Genomic DNA, 16,812 nt, shown 5'->3' on the forward strand with positions numbered 1-16,812 from the left:
GAGCGTGGTCTACTTTTCGGATGCTTCCTGGATGGATACCGCGGGACGTGGTGCTGGAGGCGTTGGCTGCGCCGGCACTCGAGGCGGTGCATTCCGAGCTGCTGCGGCAGTGGGGATCGTCGGAGGTACGGCGGCTGTCGTACGGTTTGCGCAGCGTGATCGTGAAGCACGGGACGGACGCGCAGGCCGGCGAGGAGACGGCGTACGAGAGGTACGTCGTACCGCTGGGGCTGCCGGCGCCGGAGCTGTTGTACGGCGGCGACGGCGTGATCGTGCTGGCCGACGTGGGCCGGGTGACGCTGGAGCAGGAGCCGGCCGCGGACGGGTTCGTCGCGGGGGCCGAGCTCGCGGCGCGGATCCACGGCGCGACCGTGGACGGGGTGAGCGGGTTCCCGCCCGGTCAGGTGAAGGAGCTGGCGGGCCGGATCGGCCGGATCGACTTCGACCTGGATCCGCTGGTGGAGGCGGTCGACCGGCTGCACCGGGAGGCGCCGCTCGGGGTGGTGCACGGGGACTTCGTACCGAAGAACCTGGTCACCGACGGCACCCGCTGGACCGCGGTCGACTGGCCGCTGGCGCATCTCGCCCCGCACCTGAGCGACCTGTACACGTTGATCCGCGATGCCGTTGCCCTCGGCTACGACCGCGGCCCGATCGTCGCGCGGTACGTCGAGGTCTCGGGCGCGGACCCGTTCCTGGTGGACCGGCAGCTGCTGGTCGGCGGAGCGTGTTTCTGCCTGCTCGCGCTGGCGTTCGTGGTCGAGGAGGGTGTCCGCACGATCCCCGGCTCGGAGGACTGGATCGACCCGCTGCTGGTCGAGCTTGCCGACCTCGTCGGGCAGTTGTCATGAGGCTGCTGGTCCTCGGCGGTACGAAGAACCTCGGCCGGCACGTCGTCGAGGCGGCGCTCCGGAACGACCACGAGGTGACCCTGTTCAACCGCGGCCGGACGAACCCGGCTCTCTTTCCCGACGTACGGCGGATCACCGGCGACCGGGCCGCGCCCGGCGTACTGGCCGGCGGCGAGTGGGACGGCGTGATCGACATGTCCGGCTTCCTCGTCCGCGACGTGTCGCTGAGCGCCGCCGTACTGCGGGACCGCTGCGGGCACTACACGTACATGTCGTCGATCGCGGTGTACGCGAGCAAGACCGACGTCGGCATGACCGAGTCCGCGCGGCTCCTCGAATGGCCCGCCGGCGCACCCGAGCACCACTTCACGATGGACCTGTACGGCCCGTCGAAGGTCCGCAACGAATCGTTGCTCACCGCCACCTTCGGCGCCCGCACCGCGTCCGTCCGCTCGGGTTTCGTGATCGGCCCGTACAACCCCGACTTCGGCAACTGGGGCCGGGCCCTCGCCCACAACCTCCCGCTGGAATGCGCTGCCCGCCCCACCCAGCCCATCCAGTACGTCGACGCCCGCGACCTCGCCAACTTCCTCCTGCACGTCACGGTCTCCCGCCTCCCCGGCCCCTTCAACGCCGTCGGCCCCACCTGCCGGATGTCTGACCTCGCCGAAACCTGGCGCTCCGTGGTCCCCAACCCGCCACCCATCGACTGGTCCCCGCCGACAGACGCCTTCCACCTCCCCCACGACGGCTCCAACGACGGCACCTTCCAGCTCGTCAACACCCACGCCCTCACCCACGGCCTCCACCTCCGCCCCGACACCCAGTCCGCCCGCGACTACGTCGCCTGGGTTCGGAGCGGAAACATCCCGCCGGAACCGCCGCACTGACGGGGCAACCTGGGGCATTCTGGGGCAGATATCCACAGGCCCGTTTCGCGGCCCGCCGTACTCACGGAATGACACCTAAGGTGTCACCCCATGTACTTCGAACGACCACTTGTGCGTGCCTACGTGGACGAGACCGGCGATCGCGGATTGTCTGCGCGCGCGTCGCGGTACTTCGGAATGGTCGCGGTGGTCGTCGCGGACGAGGACGACGCGCTGCTCCGTCGTGCGATCGCGGACTGTCGTCGACGGCTGTCGGTTCCGCCCGGCAAGCCGCTGCACTGGACCGAACACGTCAAGAGGTTTCCACGTCGGCAGTTCGTTGCCGGCCAACTGTCGGTCGTTCCCGGGGTGGTGCTGAACGTCGTCCTGGTCGAGAAGGCAGCCGTTGCCCAGGACATCTCCAACCAGGTTGCCTTCTACAACTTCGTGGCGGGCGTGCTGCTCCAGCAGGTCCTGGAGTCGGCCGACGAATGGCCGGGCGGCCGGCGGGATCTCGTGATCACCTTCGGACATGTTCGCGGCTTCGACCATGCTGAGACCTTGGCGTGGTTCGAGAAGCTGCGGGCGCAGCCCACGACTCAGGTCTCGTGGGAGTTGCTGCGAGGCAAGCCGTCCTTCCTCGGCCCGGGGCAGCTCGACGGTCTGCAAGCGGCAGATCAGTACTGCGGCATGCTGCGGGCAGCTCTCGAGGCGGATGAGTACGGGGGTTTCGAGGAGCACCACCTGGTGGCGGTGCGGCATCAGATCCGGCGGCCCGGTGGATTCGAGGCGCTGGTGCTGCCCGAAACACCCGCGGCCTACAGATGGTGGCCGCCAGACGGATTCTGAAACGACGAGGCCTTCGATGGACCGGAGCGCCGCACCTGTCAGGCGGGTCTGGCAGCAGACCTGGCGTTCTCTCCGCGGCCATCGAAGGCCTCGTGGCCACAACAATAGCAGCAGTCGCCTGGGTCCACGATGGAAACGTTCCACCCGCGGCGCCGCATTGATTCGTAGGATTGCGCCCGTGGATATCGAGACTGGCGGTGGACCGGGCGGCCCGACGAGTTCGCGGGGTGGGTTCAGCAGTGTGGACGGGACGCGGTACTCGGGGGTTGCCGGTGCGCGGCAGGAGGTGGAGCTGCCGGGCCGGGGACAGTTGGTCGCGGTGGGGGATCGGCTGCGGTACAAGGTGTATCCGGAGCTCGACGCGGGGCTGACGTACGCGGCGACGTACGTCGCGGTCGAGGTGGTGTTCGCGGACGGGACGCGGTACGCCGGGACCGATCAGTACGGGAAGCCCGCCGACGCCGCGGGGCAGGGCGACGCGAAGATCCTGTACGCCGACCAGTGGAACGACGTGCAGGTCGACCTGACCGCCGCCGCGGGAAAGACGATCGCGCAGCTGGTGCTGGTGGTCGACGCACCGGGCGACGGGGACTTCGCGGGCTGGATCGACGATGTCGAGGTCGGGCCGGCGCCGGTGGAGCCGGACAGGTCGGATCTGGCGGCGTACGTCGACACGCGGCGCGGGACCAACGCCAGCCACGGCTTCTCCCGCGGCAACACGCTCCCGATCACCGCCTGGCCGAACGGGTTCAACTTCGTCACCCCGGTCACCGACGCCTCGACGTACCGCTGGCCGTACGAGTACCACCGCGCCAACAACGCGGACAACCTTCCCGAACTGCAGGGCCTCACGTTCTCGCATCAGCCGAGCCCGTGGATGGGCGACCGCGACCAGCTCACGATCATGCCGGTCGCGGCCGCCGAACCGCTCGGCGACCCGAAGGCGCGGGCCGTCGCGTTCCGCCACGACGACGAGATCGCCCGGCCCGACCTGTACTCCGTCGCGCTCACGAACGGCGTCCGCGCCGAGCTCACGCCGACCGACCACGGCGCGATCTTCCGGTTCACGTTCCCGACGGACGCGGCCGGGCGGCACCTGGTCTTCGACACGATCGACGAGAACGGCGGCTTCTCCTACGACGGGACCGCGGTCACCGGCTGGGTCGAGAACGGGTCGGGGACCGGCCGGACCCGGATGTACTGCTACGGCGAGTTCTCCAGTACGCCGACCGGGTTCGGCCCGGCGTCCGGCGGGCGGGACAACGCCCGCGCCGCGAGCTTCGACGTACCCGAGGTGACGTTGCGGGTCGCGACCTCGTTCATCGGCGTGGACCAGGCGCGGCACAACCTGTCGCTGGAGCTGGGCGGTTCGTTCGAGGAGATCCGGAGGGCCGCCAACGCGGTCTGGAACGAGCGTCTGGGAGTCATTCGTCCGGAGGGTGCTACTCCGCCGCAGCTTCGGACTGTTTACGGCAACCTGTACCGGCTGAACCTCTATCCGAACTCGCACTTCGAGAACGTGGCGAGCGTGGAGAACCCGGACTACCGGTATGCCAGTCCAGTACTGCCCGCAGAGGGGGAGGCCACGAGCCTTGTCACCAATGCGGTGGTCCGGCCCGGGAAGATGTATGTGAACAGCGGGTTCTGGGACACGTACCGGACCGCGTGGCCGGCGTATGTGCTGTTCTACCCCGAGCTGGCGGCCGAGCTGGTGGACGGGTTCGTGCAGCAGTACCGCGACGGCGGGTGGATCGCGCGCTGGTCGTCGCCGGGGTACGCCGATTGCATGACCGGCACGAGTTCGGACGTGTCGTTCGCGGACGCCTTCCTGAAGGGCGTCGCGCTGCCGGATCCGCTGGCGACGTACGACGCCGGGCTCCGGAACGCGACTGTGGCGCCGGCGGCGACCGAGGTCGGGCGGAAGGGCGCCGAGACCGGGTTCTTCGCCGGGTACGTGAGCACGGACACCGAGGAGAGCGTGTCGTGGTCGCTCGAGGCGTACCTGAACGACTTCGGTCTCGCGCAGATGGCGCTGCAGCTGGCGGAGGCCTTTCCGGAGCGGCGTACGCAGCTGCTCGAGGAAGCGGAGTACCTGCGGCGCCGGTCGCTGAACTACGTGCTGCTGTTCGACGACGCGGTCAACTTCTTCCAGGGCCGCCGTCCGGACGGGAGCTTCGCGAAGACGCCGGCCGAGTTCGACCCCGAGGAGTGGGGCGGCGACTTCACCGAGACCGACGGGTGGAACTTCGCCTTCCACGTCGCGCACGACCCGCGCGGGCTGGCGAACCTGTACGGCGGTCCGCACGGGCTGGAGGCGAAGCTCGACGGGTTCTTCGCGACGCCGGAGCTCGCCGTCAAGAAGGGCACCTACTCGATCGTGATCCACGAGATGGTCGAGGCGCAGGCCGTCCGGATGGGCCAGTTCGGCTTCTCGAACCAGCCGGCGCACCACATCGCGTGGATGTACAACTACGCCGGTACGCCGTACAAGACCCAGGCGATCGCCCGCGAGGTGCTGGACCGGCTGTACGTCGGGGAGCAGATCGGGCAGGGGTATCCCGGTGACGAGGACAACGGGGAGATGTCCGCGTGGTACCTGTTCGCGGCGCTCGGGCTGTATCCGCTCCGCGTCGGCGCTCCGGAGTACGCGATCGGGTCGCCGCTGTTCCCGCGCGTGGTGGTGTCACCGCTGGGCGGGAGCCCGCTGACGATCACCGCGACCGGGGTCGAGAACCCTTACGTCCAAGACCTCCGGGTCGACGGCAAACAGTTGCCCGTAGCATCCATCACCCACGCCGACCTGACCGCAGCCACCCGGCTCGACTTCACCCTCGGCGCCGAACCGTCCGATTGGGCCAGCCTGGAGTCCCCGCCTTCGCTGACCACCGACGACCGGGTCGCCACGCCGCTCGTCGACCTGATCCCGGTGGACCCGGGCAGCCCGGTCTTCGACGACACGTCGGCCACCGAAGCCGTCTTCGAGTCCGTCAGCTGGTCACTGCCCGCACCGGCGAGCCCAACTCTCTACACCTTGACGTCAGGCACCGGCGAGCCTCCCACCGGTTGGCAGCTCGAAGCCTCGGCCGACGGCACCACCTGGACCGTCCTCGACACCCGCGCCGACCAGTCCTTCCGCTGGCCCCGCCAGACCCGCCCCTTCAAGATCCCGACCCCCGCCCCTCACCAGCACTACCGCCTGACCTTCCCGACCCCGTCGGCCCTCGCCCAGCTCGAGCTGCTGGCCTGACGGCCGTGCGCCGAGTCGTGAGAACCGGCTGCGCTGAGCAGCCGAAGTCCACGACTCGGCGGGCGGGGCCGGAGCCGTTAGCCACGACTCGGTAGCTCAGGTCGATGGGTGGACGGTGACGGAGCGGATTCGGGTGGTCTTGTCGGGGACGGAATCAGCGACGGGGCGGGTGACCACCAGGCGGACGTAGCGGGCCGTGAACGGGGCGACCGTGCGGTCCGTCGTGGCGGCGGTGTTGCCCCGCACGGTGTCGCGGGTGGTCCACAGTTTGTTGTTGTCGCTGGACTGGAGCTGGAAGTCGCGCGTGTTCAGATCCGCGGCGCCGGCGTGGGCGATGGAGTAGCGGGCAACCCATCGGTCCGCACCAAGGTCTATGGACAGCCAGGCGTTGGGAGACGGGTTGACCCACAAGCCGGCCGTGGGGTCGGTGACGTAGTGGGCGGTGGTGTTCTCGGCGCTCGCCAGGACGGGACAGTAGCGCGCCAGATCCGGTACGTCGGCGGTGTCGGCGACCGCGGCAAACTCCAGCACCCGCACGGTCGTGTCGTCGGATTGCGTGGCGCGCTGGACGGTCAGCCGGAGGTAGCGTGCCGGGACCGGGTACGGGAAGCGCCGATCGGTCAGGTTGTGGATGTTGCCCGTGACAACATCCACCGGGCGCCACGGCCCGGTCGCTCGCTGGGCGGCCTCGACGGTGAAGTCCCTGGTGTTGAAGGCGGTCTGACCACCCTCGTACCCGGCGTGTTTGATGCGGTACCCGGAGACCGTCCGGAGCCCGTCCAGATCGAGTACCCGACCGCCGGACGCCAGGTCGGTGGTTGCCGACAGCACCGGCGGTTCGTCGGCGAAGCGATGAAGGTCCAGCCAGACGAAGCGTGGCCGGTAGATCTCGGTCGTCGACGGATCGGCTCCGAGGCGGTTCACGTTGTAGCTGATCAGCAATCGCCCGTCCTCGGACAGACTCGGATGCGCTTTCGCGTTGTAGCAGTACGTCCCGCCCGCGGTCTGCGCCTCGTACACATAGGGTTCCGAGCAGTTGTAGAACCGCACGCCCGGACCGAACGGCCCGATCGGCGACGACCCGATCGCGTACTCGAGCCCGGTCGAGTTCACGTTCCGCAGATACACGAGCAGGTACCGCCCGTCCGGGATCGGCGTCACGCTCAGCTCGGTCGACACGTCGGCATGCAGTACGGCGGCGTCCTGGACACTGACCGTGATGTCCGGGCTCCACGACGCACCGCTCCAGAACCGCCAGGACGCGATGTCGGCGAACTCCTCGCGGCGGACCCGCGCGCAGACCAGGTCCTTCTGCCCGCCCGCCAACGTGTTCCGGTACCCGTAGACGTACACGAAGCCGTCCGGACCGGGCATGATCCCGACGCCGAACATCACGATGTACGTGCCGTCCCGGACCAGTAGCCCGACGTCCTCGGTACGGCGTACCGCGGTGTAGTCCGGGACTCCGCCGGCCAACGGTACGGCGATCAGGTCGACCCGGGCCGCGTTCCAGTCGGAGTCAGGCGCGAACCCGGTGGCGTACAGGGTGTCGCCGATCGCGATCCCGTCGTTCATCCAGAACCCGCTGCCGAACGCCCCGTTCGCACCGAGCACGAACGTCGTCCGCGCGGGGTCGGGCCGGTTGCCGGCCAGGACAGCCGAGGAGTTGTTGACGAACCCGGTCTGCCGGTAGGTCAAGGTGTCCGGATCGACGGTGCCGATCCGGGTGTCGCTGAAGATGAACGCGGTCCGCGAGCCGGGCGTCGCGGCGCCGATGCCGTCGCGACCGTCGAGCGGGACCGAGTAGATCCCGTCGGCGCCGATCCAGCCGGAGCGGCGGTCGAACAACTCGGTCCACTCGTCGGCGCGGGTGGCACGGAGCGGCCGGCCGGCATGGGAAGTGGTGGGGGAGGAAGTGGTGGGGGAGGACCAGGACGGCGCCGGGAGTGCGGCGGAGGCGCTCAGGCCGGCGGCCAGAGCGGCGTTGGTGCGCAGGAAGGTACGGCGGGAAACGGTGCTCACCGCAGGCACCTTAGGAAGAAATGTCAACGTTGACAAGGCTATGTCAACGTTGACATCATCAAATCGCTTCGCACTTGTTGCTGTCACTCAGTGAGGGAGTACCAACCGTGCGTCAATCCCGCATCCCCCTCGTCCTGGCGGCGCTGCTTGCCGCCACCGCCCTCTCCTCCCCGGCCGAGGCATCCCCGGCCAGGCATCGCGCTTCGAACCTGGTGGTCGAGAGTGCGACCGAGCTCGGCCCGATCACCCAGAATCCGCACAACGCCGCCCGCGACAACGGTCAGAGTGTCCGGTACGGCAACCAGTCGGTGTGGTTCTTCGACGACACGATCCTGAAGAACCCGGACGGCTTCCTGACCAGTACCGCCGCGACCACGAGCGACCTGGACGCGAGCGACAACATCACGCTGACCTCGGCGAACCCGCTCGACGAGCGCTCCACCGGCGTACCGCCGGAGTTCGTCCCGTTCTCCGCCGCCGAGACCGCGTTCCAGCAGCAGCACGCGTCCGCGGACTGCACGAACTCGGCCGACGAGTACTGCGGGACCGTGTTCGCGCACTGGCCCGGGCCGGCCGTGGTCGACCAAGCGCGGCACCGGATCCTGGTGTCGTACGGCAAGCTCTGCCGCGGCGGTCGCGTCGGTACGCCGTGCGAGTCCGGCTTCGTCGGCCAGGCGCAAGGCACCGGCCTCGTCTCGGTCGACATGAACAGCAAGACCATCACCCGGCTCACCGCGACCAACCGCCCGGCCGACATCCCGAGCCCGGAAGGCACCGACAACACGCTGTTCTTCCCGCCCGGCCAGGACTGGGGCGGTCAGGCGATGGTGCTTGTCGGCAGCACGCTCTACGGCTACGGCAAGTGCACCCTCGACGGCTGCGCGGTCGCGAAGGTCCCGGTCGCGCAGGTCACCGACATCTCCCAGTGGCGCTTCTACACCGGTGCCGACGGCAACGGTAATCCGCAGTGGTCGACGGATCCGAGCAAGACCGTGCAGGTGAAGGCGAACGGCGCGGCCGGCTCGACCGTGTACTGGGACAGCGCGTTCGGCGCCTACGTCAACACGTTCATGCAGTTCCAGTCGCAGGACGTCCAGTACCAGACGGCGCCCAACCCGTGGGGCCCGTGGAGTACGCCGACCAAGCTCTTCACCGCCGCGAAGACCAGCGGCATCGAGTACGCCGCGTTCGCGCACCCGGAGTACACCAGCGCGGACGGCCTGACGAAGTACTACACGTACTACACCTCGTCCACCGGCGCCCAGATGCTCGTCAAGGTCCGCTTCGCGAAGGGGTCGTGATGCATCAGCATCCACAACGCACGATCGACCGGGCGCGCCGGATGCTCGACGAGCGGGTACAGCCCGCCGTCGAGCGCCGGACGGCGGCGCTGAACCTCTCGGTACGGCGCCTGCCCGGCGAACCCGAACCGTTCGAGCAGGCGACCGCCGGACCGTTCGAACCGTTCACCGCCGGGTCCACCTGGGGCCCGGCGTGGACGACCGCGTGGTTCCACCTGCAGGGCGACGTCCCGGCCGGCTGGGACGCCGCGGTCGTGGTCGACCTCGGCTTCGACGGCGGCCCCGGCTTCCAGTGCGAGGGCCTGGTCTACCGCGCGGACGGCAGCATCGTGAAGGGCGTGCACCCGCGCAGCCGGTACGTCCGGCTCGACCCGGGCACGACGACGGTCGACCTGTACGTCGAGGCCGCGGCGAACCCGGACATCGCCGCGAAGGCGTTCCGGCCGACCAACCTCGGCGACGGGCTCGACGCCGGCGGCGAACCGCAGTACCGGTTCCGCCGGGCCGAACTGGTCGCGCTCGACGACCGGGTCGACGCGCTCGCGGCCGATCTCGACGTACTGATCGGCTGGGCGGTCGAGCTGGCCGCGGACGACCCGCGCCGGTCGAAGATCCTCCGGGCGCTCGACCTTGCCTGCGACGTGATCGACCCGGACCGGATCCACGACTGCGTGGACGCCGCACGGGCCGAGCTCGCGCCGGTGCTCGCGCCGCCGGCGGCCGCGAGTACGCACCGGGTCGCGGCGGTCGGGCACGCGCACATCGACTCGGCCTGGTTGTGGCCGATGCGGGAGACCGTGCGCAAGTGCACGCGGACGTTCGCGAACGTGCTGGCGCTGATGGACGACTACCCGGAGCTGCGGTTCGCCTGTTCGCAGGCGCAGCAGTACGCGTGGATCGAGGAGCACCAGCCGAAGCTGTTCGCGCGGATCAGCGACGCGGTCGCTGCCGGGAAGTTCGTCCCGGCCGGCGGGATGTGGGTCGAGTCCGACACGAACCTGCCGGGCGGCGAGGCGCTCGTCCGGCAGTTCGTGCACGGCAAGCGGTACTTCGCCGAGCGGTTCGGGGTCGAGCCGCGGGAGGTGTGGCTGCCGGACTCGTTCGGGTACTCCGCCGCGCTGCCGCAGATCGCCGTACTGGCCGGGTTCCGGTGGTTCCTGACCCAGAAGCTCGCCTGGCATCCGACGAACCCGTTCCCGCACCACACGTTCTGGTGGGAGGGCATCGACGGCAGCCGGCTGTTCGCGCACCTGCCGCCGGTCGACACGTACCTGTCCGAGCTGACCCCGGCCGAGCTGAACCACGCGACGAAGAACTTCCGCGATCATGCGGGTGCGACCACGTCGCTGGTCCCGTTCGGGCACGGCGACGGTGGTGGCGGGCCGACCGCGGTGATGATGGAGCGCGCCCGCCGGCAGGCCGATCTCGAGGGTGCGCCGCCGATCGAGCACCTGACGCCGACGGCGTTCTTCGAGCGCGCCGAGGCGGAGTACCCGGACGCGCCGGTGTGGGTCGGCGAGCTCTACATGGAGGCCCATCGCGGCACGTACACGTCGCAGGCGGCGATGAAGCGCGGCAACCGGCGCAGCGAACACCTGCTGCGCGAGGCCGAGCTGTGGTGTACGACGGCCACGATCCGGACCGGTACGCCGTACCCGTACGAGGAGTTGGACCGGATCTGGAAGACCGTGCTGCTGCACCAGTTCCACGACGTACTGCCGGGGTCGTCGATCGCGTGGGTGCACCGGGAGGCGCGGGAGGCGTACGCCAAGGTCCGCGAGGAGCTGGAGGAGTTGATCGGGGCTGCTCTCGAGACGTTGACCGGTGCGGGCGACACCCCGATCCGGTTCAACGCGGTCCCGCTGGCGATCGACGGCATTCCCGCGCTCGGCGCGTCCGACGTACCGCAGCCGATCGGGGCGAGCGTGGCGGCGAGGTTCGACGGTGCGCAGTGGATCGTCGACAACGGCGTACTGCGGGTCACGATCGGCGCGGACGGGACGATCACGTCGCTCGTCGACACCCGGTACGACCGCGAACTGGTTGCCGAAGGCCACCGGTTGAACGACCTGGTCCTGCATCACGACCTGCCGAACGCGTTCGACGCCTGGGACCTGGACTCGTTCTACCGGACGTCGGCCGCGCCGCTCCGGACGGTCGACTCGGTGCGCGTCACCGAACGCCCCGACGCGGTGGTGGTCGAGGTACGCCGGGTGCACGGCGCGTCGACGTACGAGCAGACGATCACGGTCCCGGCCGGCGCGGACCGGGTGGAGTTCGCGATCGACGTGGACTGGCACGAACGGGAGAAGTTGCTGAAGGCAATGTTCGGCGTGGACGTCCGCTCCGAGCACGCGACCGCGGAGATCCAGTTCGGGCACCTGCGGCGGCCGACGCACGACAACACCACCTGGGACGAGGCGAAGTTCGAGGTGTGCGCGCATCGCTGGGTGCACGTCGGCGAGCCGGGCTTCGGCGTCGCGGTCGCCAACGACTCGACGTACGGGCACGACGTCCGGAGGCTGTCCGGTTCGGCGGGCGATCCGCTCGCGGGCCGGGCGGGCACCGGGATCGGGCTGTCGCTGCTGCGGGCGCCGCGCTACCCGGACCCGGAGACCGACCAGGGCCGGCACCACGCGCGCTACACGCTGGTGTCCGGCGCCGGCATCGACGACGCGGTCGAGGCCGGTCTGCGGCTGAACATCCCGGTCCGGGAGATCCGCGGTACGTCGGCACCGGCGCCGCTCGTCACGGTCGAGGGTGCCGGGGTCGTGATCGAGACCGTGAAGCTCGCCGAGGACCGTTCGGGCGACGTGATCGTCCGGCTGTACGAGTCCCTCGGTGCGCGGACGACGGCGCGGCTGAGCTGGGATTTCGTTGCCGTGGGCGCCGACATCGTGGATCTGCTCGAACGCCGGCTCGATACGGTCGACGAGCCACGGTTCGAGCTGCGGCCGTTCCAGATCCTCACCGTGCGCATCCGGGTGGCCGATGATGAGTAAACGACGGCGGGACACGATTCTCGGGTACCTGTTCATCTCACCGGCGATCATCGGGCTGCTGCTGTTCGTGGCGTACCCGATGGTGACGTCGCTCTACCACTCGTTCACCCAGTGGAACGGGCTGACACCGGCCAAATGGGTCGGCCTGGACAACTACAAATTCCTGTTCACCAGCGACCCGACGTTCTGGCCGTCGTTGAGGGTGACCGTGCTGTGGGTGGTCATCTCGGTCCCGGCGACGTTGGCCGCGGGCCTGGCGCTGGCGGTTGTGGTGAACCGCACGATCAAGGGCGTCAAGGTGTTCCGGACGATCTTCTACCTGCCGGTCGTGCTGCCCGCGGTCGCCGTACTGACGTTGTGGAAGTACATCTACGACCCGACGTACGGGCTGGCCAACCAGCTGCTGACGTTCCTGCACCTGCCGACGAGCCTGTGGCTGGGCGACGCGCACGTGGCGCTGGCGGCGATCCTGATCGTCGGCGTGTGGAGCGTCGGCGGCACGATGATGATCTTCCTGGCCGGCCTGCAGGCGGTGCCGGAGGAGATCCAGGAGGCGGCCAAGGTCGACGGCGCGAACGCGTTCCGGCGGTTCACCCGGATCACGCTGCCGATGATCGGGCCGATCATGATGCTCCAGTTGATGCTGGCGCTGAACGGCGCGTTCCAGACCTTCAACCAGGTCGCGATCCTGACCAAGGGCGGACCGGGGCACTCGACCAACCTGTTGATGTACAAGATCTACAACGACGGGTTCGCCGACTTCATCACCTCGCCGCAGCTCGGGTACGCGACCGCCGAGGTGTGGGTGCTGTTCGTGATCGTGATGCTGGTGACCGTCGTGATGCTGCGCCTCACCCGCAGCCGCGTCTACCAGGGAGAGGGCGCATGACCGCCGAGGCTCTCGTCGTACCGCGGCCTGCTGCCCTGACGCAGCGGGTGCCGTTCATGGTGTCGCGGGTTGCCTGGTACGCGTTGTGCGGGCTGCTCGCGGTGTCGATGCTGCTGCCGCTGGTGTGGATGATCAGCATCGCGCTGAAGGGCAACGGCGACATCAACCAGCTGCCGCCGGCGTTCCTGCCGCGCGAGTTCCGGGCCGCGAACTTCGTCGACGGGCCGGCCCAGATCGGGTTCTACCGGCTGCTACTGAACACCGTGATCGTCACGGTACTGTCCACCATCGGTGCGGTCGTCAGCTCGATGATCGTCGGGTACGGCATCTCCCGGATCGACTTCCCGGGCCGCCGGTTCTGGTTCGCGCTGATCTCCGGCAGCATCTTCGTACCGGGGATCGTCGGGCTGATCCCGCTGCAGCACCTGTACATCAGCCTCGGGCTGATCGACACCTGGGTGCCGCTGATCCTGCCCGCGTTCTTCGGCAGCCCGATCTTCGTGTTCCTGGCGCGGCAGTACTACCAGTCGATCCCGAAGTACCTGGACGAGTCGGCCACCATCGACGGCGCGGGGCACTGGATGATCTTCACCCGGATCATGGTCCCGCTCACCAAGCCGGTCTGGATCACGGTCGCGATCATGTCCTTCCAGCTCTCCTGGAACGACTACCTGAGCCCGCTGGTCTACCTGCAGGACGCGAAGAAGTTCACGCTGCCGCTCGGGATGGCCGCGTTCCTCTCCGACCAGGCCGGCTCTCAGTACAACTACTACATGGCGACGAACCTGCTGTTCGTCGTACCGCCGCTGGTGCTGTTCTTCCTCGCCCAGCGCTACTTCATGGAGGGCCTCGGCGCCCTCGGAACCATCGCGAAATGAGGAGATCGATCATGCCCCGAATCCGGGCGACAGCAGTGCTGGTCGTCGCCGGTCTCGCCCTCGCGGGGTGCGGCGGCGGCTCCGGATCCGCTCAAGGCGGGACCGTCAGCTACATGACTTGGGAGTCCGTCCCGACCAACCAGGCCCTCGACAAGAGCATGGCCAAGCTGCAGGGCGTCACGGTCAAGCGCGAGGAGTCGCCGAACGCGGACTACGCGCAGAAGCTCGCCTCGCTGATCATGTCCAAGAAGGCGCCGGACTTCTTCTGGTGCTCGAACTCGCAGGAGCAGAACCTGGCCGCGGAGGGCCTGCTGTACGACTGGTCGTCGTACCTGAAGAAGGGCGACGGACTGCAGGAGGACAAGTTCTCGCCCGGCTCGCTCGACCTGTGGCGGAACCCCGAGGGCAAGCTGTACGGGATCCCGACGCTCGCGAACACGTACGGGTTCTTCTACAACAAGGCCGACTTCGACAAGGCCAAGCTGAAGGCCCCGGCGATCGGCTGGACCTGGGACGAGTTGTACGCCGACATCGCCGCGTTGAAGAAGACCGACGCCAAGACGACGCCACTGGTGAACGCGTGGGCGTTGCTGGAGAGCCCGCAGGGCGTCTCGGCGTACTCCGTCGCGAACGGCGGCGCGCCGATCGTCGAGAAACCGATCGGGTCCAAGCAGGTGCAGGCCGACGCGACGTTCCGGACCGGGGCCGAGCGGATGGCGAAGGCGATCAAGGCCGGCGAGATGACCAACCCGGACTACGACGGCACGAACGCGGTCGCGAAGTTCGCGAACGGCGGCATCCCGCTGATGTTCGGCGGCCAGTGGCTGCACCAGTCGATCACCCAGAACAAGCCGAAGTTCGACTGGGGCTACGCGCCCTGGCCGGCCGGTACGGCGAAGTCCGTGCAGCCGATCGAGACCAACGGCGTCTGCTCGCCGGCCACGCTGAAGGACCCGGACAGCACCTGGAAGGTGATCAGCTACATGGAGGTCACCGGGTTCAACGAGACGATGAAGGACCAGCCGATCGCACCGATCGCGTACGAGCCCGGCTCCAAGGGGTACTACGAGTCGTTGCGGGCCGGCGACGCGGCGGCGAAGACCATCGCCGCGACCGCGACGTACGAGCTCGGGGTGAAGGACAAGTTCGTCACGCAGTTCCTCGACCCGTGGTCGACGCCGGCCGGCGACGTCGTCGGGACCACCTGGAACCCGGCGCTGTCCGGGAAGAAGGACCTGGCTGCGGGGATCGACGGGATGGTTGCCGGGATCAACAAGCTGGCGGCCAAGTGAGTGCGCCGGCGGTCGACTACCCGTTCGGCCCGTTCGTGCCGCGGCCGGAGAACCCTGTATTGAGGCCGGGGCGGCACGAGTGGGAGTCGGCGAACGTCTACAACCCGTCGGCGCTGGTGGTCGACGGGCGGGTGGCGCTCGTGTACCGGGCGCACGCGGACGACATCGTCTCGCATCTCGGGCTCGCGTGGTCCGACGACGGGATCACGTTCGAGACCGAGCCGGATCCGATCATGGTGCCGACCGAGGACTACGAGCGCTACGGATGCGAGGATCCGCGCGTCGTCTTCGTTGGCGGGACCTACTACCTGACCTATACCGGGTGGGACCGGCACACCGCCCGGTTGTGCCTGGCGACGTCGACGGACCTGCGGACGTGGGACAAGCACGGGCCGATGTTCCCCGGCGTCAACACGTTCGCCGGGGTGCGTGAGACGCCGGGGCCGGAGTGGAGCAAGGGCGGGGTGATCCTGCCCGAGCCGATCGACGGGCGGTACCTGATGTGGTTCGGCGAGGGGAACATCCACCTCGCCGTGTCGGACGACCTCCTGCACTGGAAGGCCGAGCCCGAGCCGGTACTGCGCCCCGAGCCGGGCACGTTCATGGGCGACCTGGTCGAGACCGGGCCGCAGCCGATCCGGACGCGGACCGGGCATGTGCTGCTGATGCACAATAGCGCGGTGGTTCAGCCTGGCGGCGGCGTGTACTACGCCTGCGGGCAGGTGCTGATCGATCCGGCACGACCGGACACTGTGGTCGCGAAGCTGACCGAGCCTTGGCTGGAGCCGAGTACGTACGAGGATCAGAACGGGCTGGTGAGCAACGTGACGTTCGTCGAGGGGCTGGTGTTCCATCGCGGGACCTGGTTCGCGTACTACGGGCAGAGCGACACCACGATCGGTGTCGCGACGTACACCCCGTCATGACGAGGCCGCGGGTGATGTTCACCGGGGACTCGATCACCGACTGCCATCGCCGGGAGACCGACAATCCGCTCGGGTACGGGTACCCGCTGCTGGTCGCCGGGCAGTGGGGGTTGCGGCGGCCGGCGGAGACGCCGGTGTGGATGAACACCGGGATCTCCGGCGACACGCTCGCCGGACTCGGCGGGCGCTGGCGGGACGACGTACTGGATGCGCGGCCGGACGTGGTGTCGATCCTGATCGGGATCAACGACACCGGGTACCGGTTCTCCTTCGGGCATCCGGAGGTGCCGGCGGAGACGTTCCGGGCCGGGTATCGGCGGTTGCTGGAGCCGCTGGCCGACGTACAGCTGGTCCTGATCGAGCCGTTCCTGCTGCCGGTGAAGGAGGAGCAGTGGGCGTGGCGGCCCGACCTGGACGCGAAGATCCAGGTGGTCCGAGAGCTGGCCCGTGAGTTCGGGGCGCGGCTGGTGGCGGCGGACGGGCTGTTCGCATCGCTTGCCGCAGGCAACAAGAGCCCGGAGCACTGGCTCTTCGACGGCGTACACCCGACCCCTGCCGGTCACGCGGCGCTGGCCGAGGCCTGGCTCCGCCAGCTCAGCTGACCCGGTCGTGGAACACTCGCTGGGGTGGGGGGGGGGGCGGGGGGCGGTCGGGGGGGGTGGCGGACACGGAGGTAGCCTGGCGGG

General features: G+C 68.9%; 12 protein-coding genes. 11 read left to right on the plus strand and 1 reads right to left on the minus strand.

Translation table 11 applies throughout. The annotated features are described in order from the left end of the window. The first annotated feature begins 20 nt into the window (after positions 1–20). From ACFV9C_RS15005 to ACFV9C_RS15020, 4 genes are all read left to right on the plus strand, one after another. Positions 21–851: a phosphotransferase family protein gene (locus ACFV9C_RS15005; RefSeq protein WP_380193907.1), complete on the plus strand. Its 831-nt coding sequence runs from the start codon at positions 21–23 to the stop codon at positions 849–851. Next, complete coding sequence (locus ACFV9C_RS15010; RefSeq protein WP_380193909.1) at positions 848–1,741, plus strand: NAD-dependent dehydratase; 894 nt, start codon at positions 848–850, stop codon at positions 1,739–1,741. The genes ACFV9C_RS15005 and ACFV9C_RS15010 overlap by 4 nt, the downstream gene beginning before the upstream one ends. A 90-nt stretch (positions 1,742–1,831) precedes the next feature. Further along, positions 1,832–2,569 carry a DUF3800 domain-containing protein gene (locus ACFV9C_RS15015; RefSeq protein ID WP_380193911.1) on the plus strand — a complete coding sequence of 246 codons (738 nt, stop codon included), beginning with the start codon at positions 1,832–1,834 and terminating at the stop codon, positions 2,567–2,569. A gap of 178 nt (positions 2,570–2,747) precedes the next feature. Further along, the gene (locus ACFV9C_RS15020) at positions 2,748–5,816 is read left to right on the plus strand and encodes a GH92 family glycosyl hydrolase (RefSeq protein WP_380193912.1); all 3,069 of its coding nucleotides are present in this window, start codon (positions 2,748–2,750) and stop codon (positions 5,814–5,816) included. A 96-nt stretch (positions 5,817–5,912) separates the two neighbouring features. Here the strand turns inward: ACFV9C_RS15020 and ACFV9C_RS15025 are convergent, their stop codons facing one another. Further along, positions 5,913–7,838, minus strand: a complete 1,926-nt coding sequence (locus tag ACFV9C_RS15025) for a discoidin domain-containing protein (protein WP_380193914.1) — start codon at positions 7,836–7,838, stop codon at positions 5,913–5,915. A 107-nt stretch (positions 7,839–7,945) separates the two neighbouring features. Here ACFV9C_RS15025 and ACFV9C_RS15030 point away from each other — a divergent pair, with 107 nt between their 5' ends. The 7 genes from ACFV9C_RS15030 to ACFV9C_RS15060 are packed head-to-tail and all read left to right on the plus strand — an operon-like array spanning position 7,946 to position 16,728. Next, positions 7,946–9,139: a DUF4185 domain-containing protein gene (locus ACFV9C_RS15030; RefSeq protein WP_380193916.1), complete on the plus strand. Its 1,194-nt coding sequence runs from the start codon at positions 7,946–7,948 to the stop codon at positions 9,137–9,139. Then, entirely contained in the window at positions 9,139–12,141 is a 3,003-nt protein-coding gene (locus tag ACFV9C_RS15035; RefSeq protein WP_380193917.1) for an alpha-mannosidase, read from the plus strand. Before ACFV9C_RS15030 ends, ACFV9C_RS15035 begins: the two co-directional genes overlap by 1 nt. Then, positions 12,134–13,030 carry a carbohydrate ABC transporter permease gene (locus tag ACFV9C_RS15040; RefSeq protein ID WP_380193919.1) on the plus strand — a complete coding sequence of 299 codons (897 nt, stop codon included), beginning with the start codon at positions 12,134–12,136 and terminating at the stop codon, positions 13,028–13,030. The genes ACFV9C_RS15035 and ACFV9C_RS15040 overlap by 8 nt, the downstream gene beginning before the upstream one ends. Then, positions 13,027–13,908, plus strand: a complete 882-nt coding sequence (locus ACFV9C_RS15045) for a carbohydrate ABC transporter permease (protein WP_380193921.1) — start codon at positions 13,027–13,029, stop codon at positions 13,906–13,908. The genes ACFV9C_RS15040 and ACFV9C_RS15045 overlap by 4 nt, the downstream gene beginning before the upstream one ends. A gap of 11 nt (positions 13,909–13,919) precedes the next feature. After that, on the plus strand, positions 13,920–15,200 hold the full coding sequence (locus ACFV9C_RS15050; RefSeq protein ID WP_380193922.1) for an ABC transporter substrate-binding protein: 1,281 nt from the start codon (positions 13,920–13,922) through the stop codon (positions 15,198–15,200). Further along, positions 15,197–16,126 (plus strand): glycoside hydrolase family 130 protein, encoded by a 930-nt coding sequence (locus tag ACFV9C_RS15055; RefSeq protein ID WP_380193924.1) that lies wholly within the window; start codon positions 15,197–15,199, stop codon positions 16,124–16,126. The genes ACFV9C_RS15050 and ACFV9C_RS15055 overlap by 4 nt, the downstream gene beginning before the upstream one ends. Continuing rightward, on the plus strand, positions 16,123–16,728 hold the full coding sequence (locus ACFV9C_RS15060; protein WP_380193926.1) for an SGNH/GDSL hydrolase family protein: 606 nt from the start codon (positions 16,123–16,125) through the stop codon (positions 16,726–16,728). The genes ACFV9C_RS15055 and ACFV9C_RS15060 overlap by 4 nt, the downstream gene beginning before the upstream one ends. The last annotated feature ends 84 nt before the right edge of the window (positions 16,729–16,812 follow it).

Source organism: Kribbella sp. NPDC059898 (assembly GCF_042730855.1).
Lineage (GTDB): Bacteria > Actinomycetota > Actinomycetes > Propionibacteriales > Kribbellaceae > Kribbella.

Excerpts from the sequence above, each read along its gene's own strand:
- ACFV9C_RS15005 (WP_380193907.1), top strand. The coding sequence starts at position 21 with ATGCTTCCTGGATGGATACCGCGGGACGTGGTGCTGGAGGCGTTGGCT.
- ACFV9C_RS15010 (WP_380193909.1), top strand. The coding sequence starts at position 848 with ATGAGGCTGCTGGTCCTCGGCGGTACGAAGAACCTCGGCCGGCACGTC.
- ACFV9C_RS15015 (WP_380193911.1), top strand. The coding sequence starts at position 1,832 with ATGTACTTCGAACGACCACTTGTGCGTGCCTACGTGGACGAGACCGGC.
- ACFV9C_RS15035 (WP_380193917.1), top strand. The coding sequence starts at position 9,139 with ATGCATCAGCATCCACAACGCACGATCGACCGGGCGCGCCGGATGCTC.
- ACFV9C_RS15040 (WP_380193919.1), top strand. The coding sequence starts at position 12,134 with ATGAGTAAACGACGGCGGGACACGATTCTCGGGTACCTGTTCATCTCA.
- ACFV9C_RS15045 (WP_380193921.1), top strand. The coding sequence starts at position 13,027 with ATGACCGCCGAGGCTCTCGTCGTACCGCGGCCTGCTGCCCTGACGCAG.
- ACFV9C_RS15050 (WP_380193922.1), top strand. The coding sequence starts at position 13,920 with ATGCCCCGAATCCGGGCGACAGCAGTGCTGGTCGTCGCCGGTCTCGCC.
- ACFV9C_RS15060 (WP_380193926.1), top strand. The coding sequence starts at position 16,123 with ATGACGAGGCCGCGGGTGATGTTCACCGGGGACTCGATCACCGACTGC.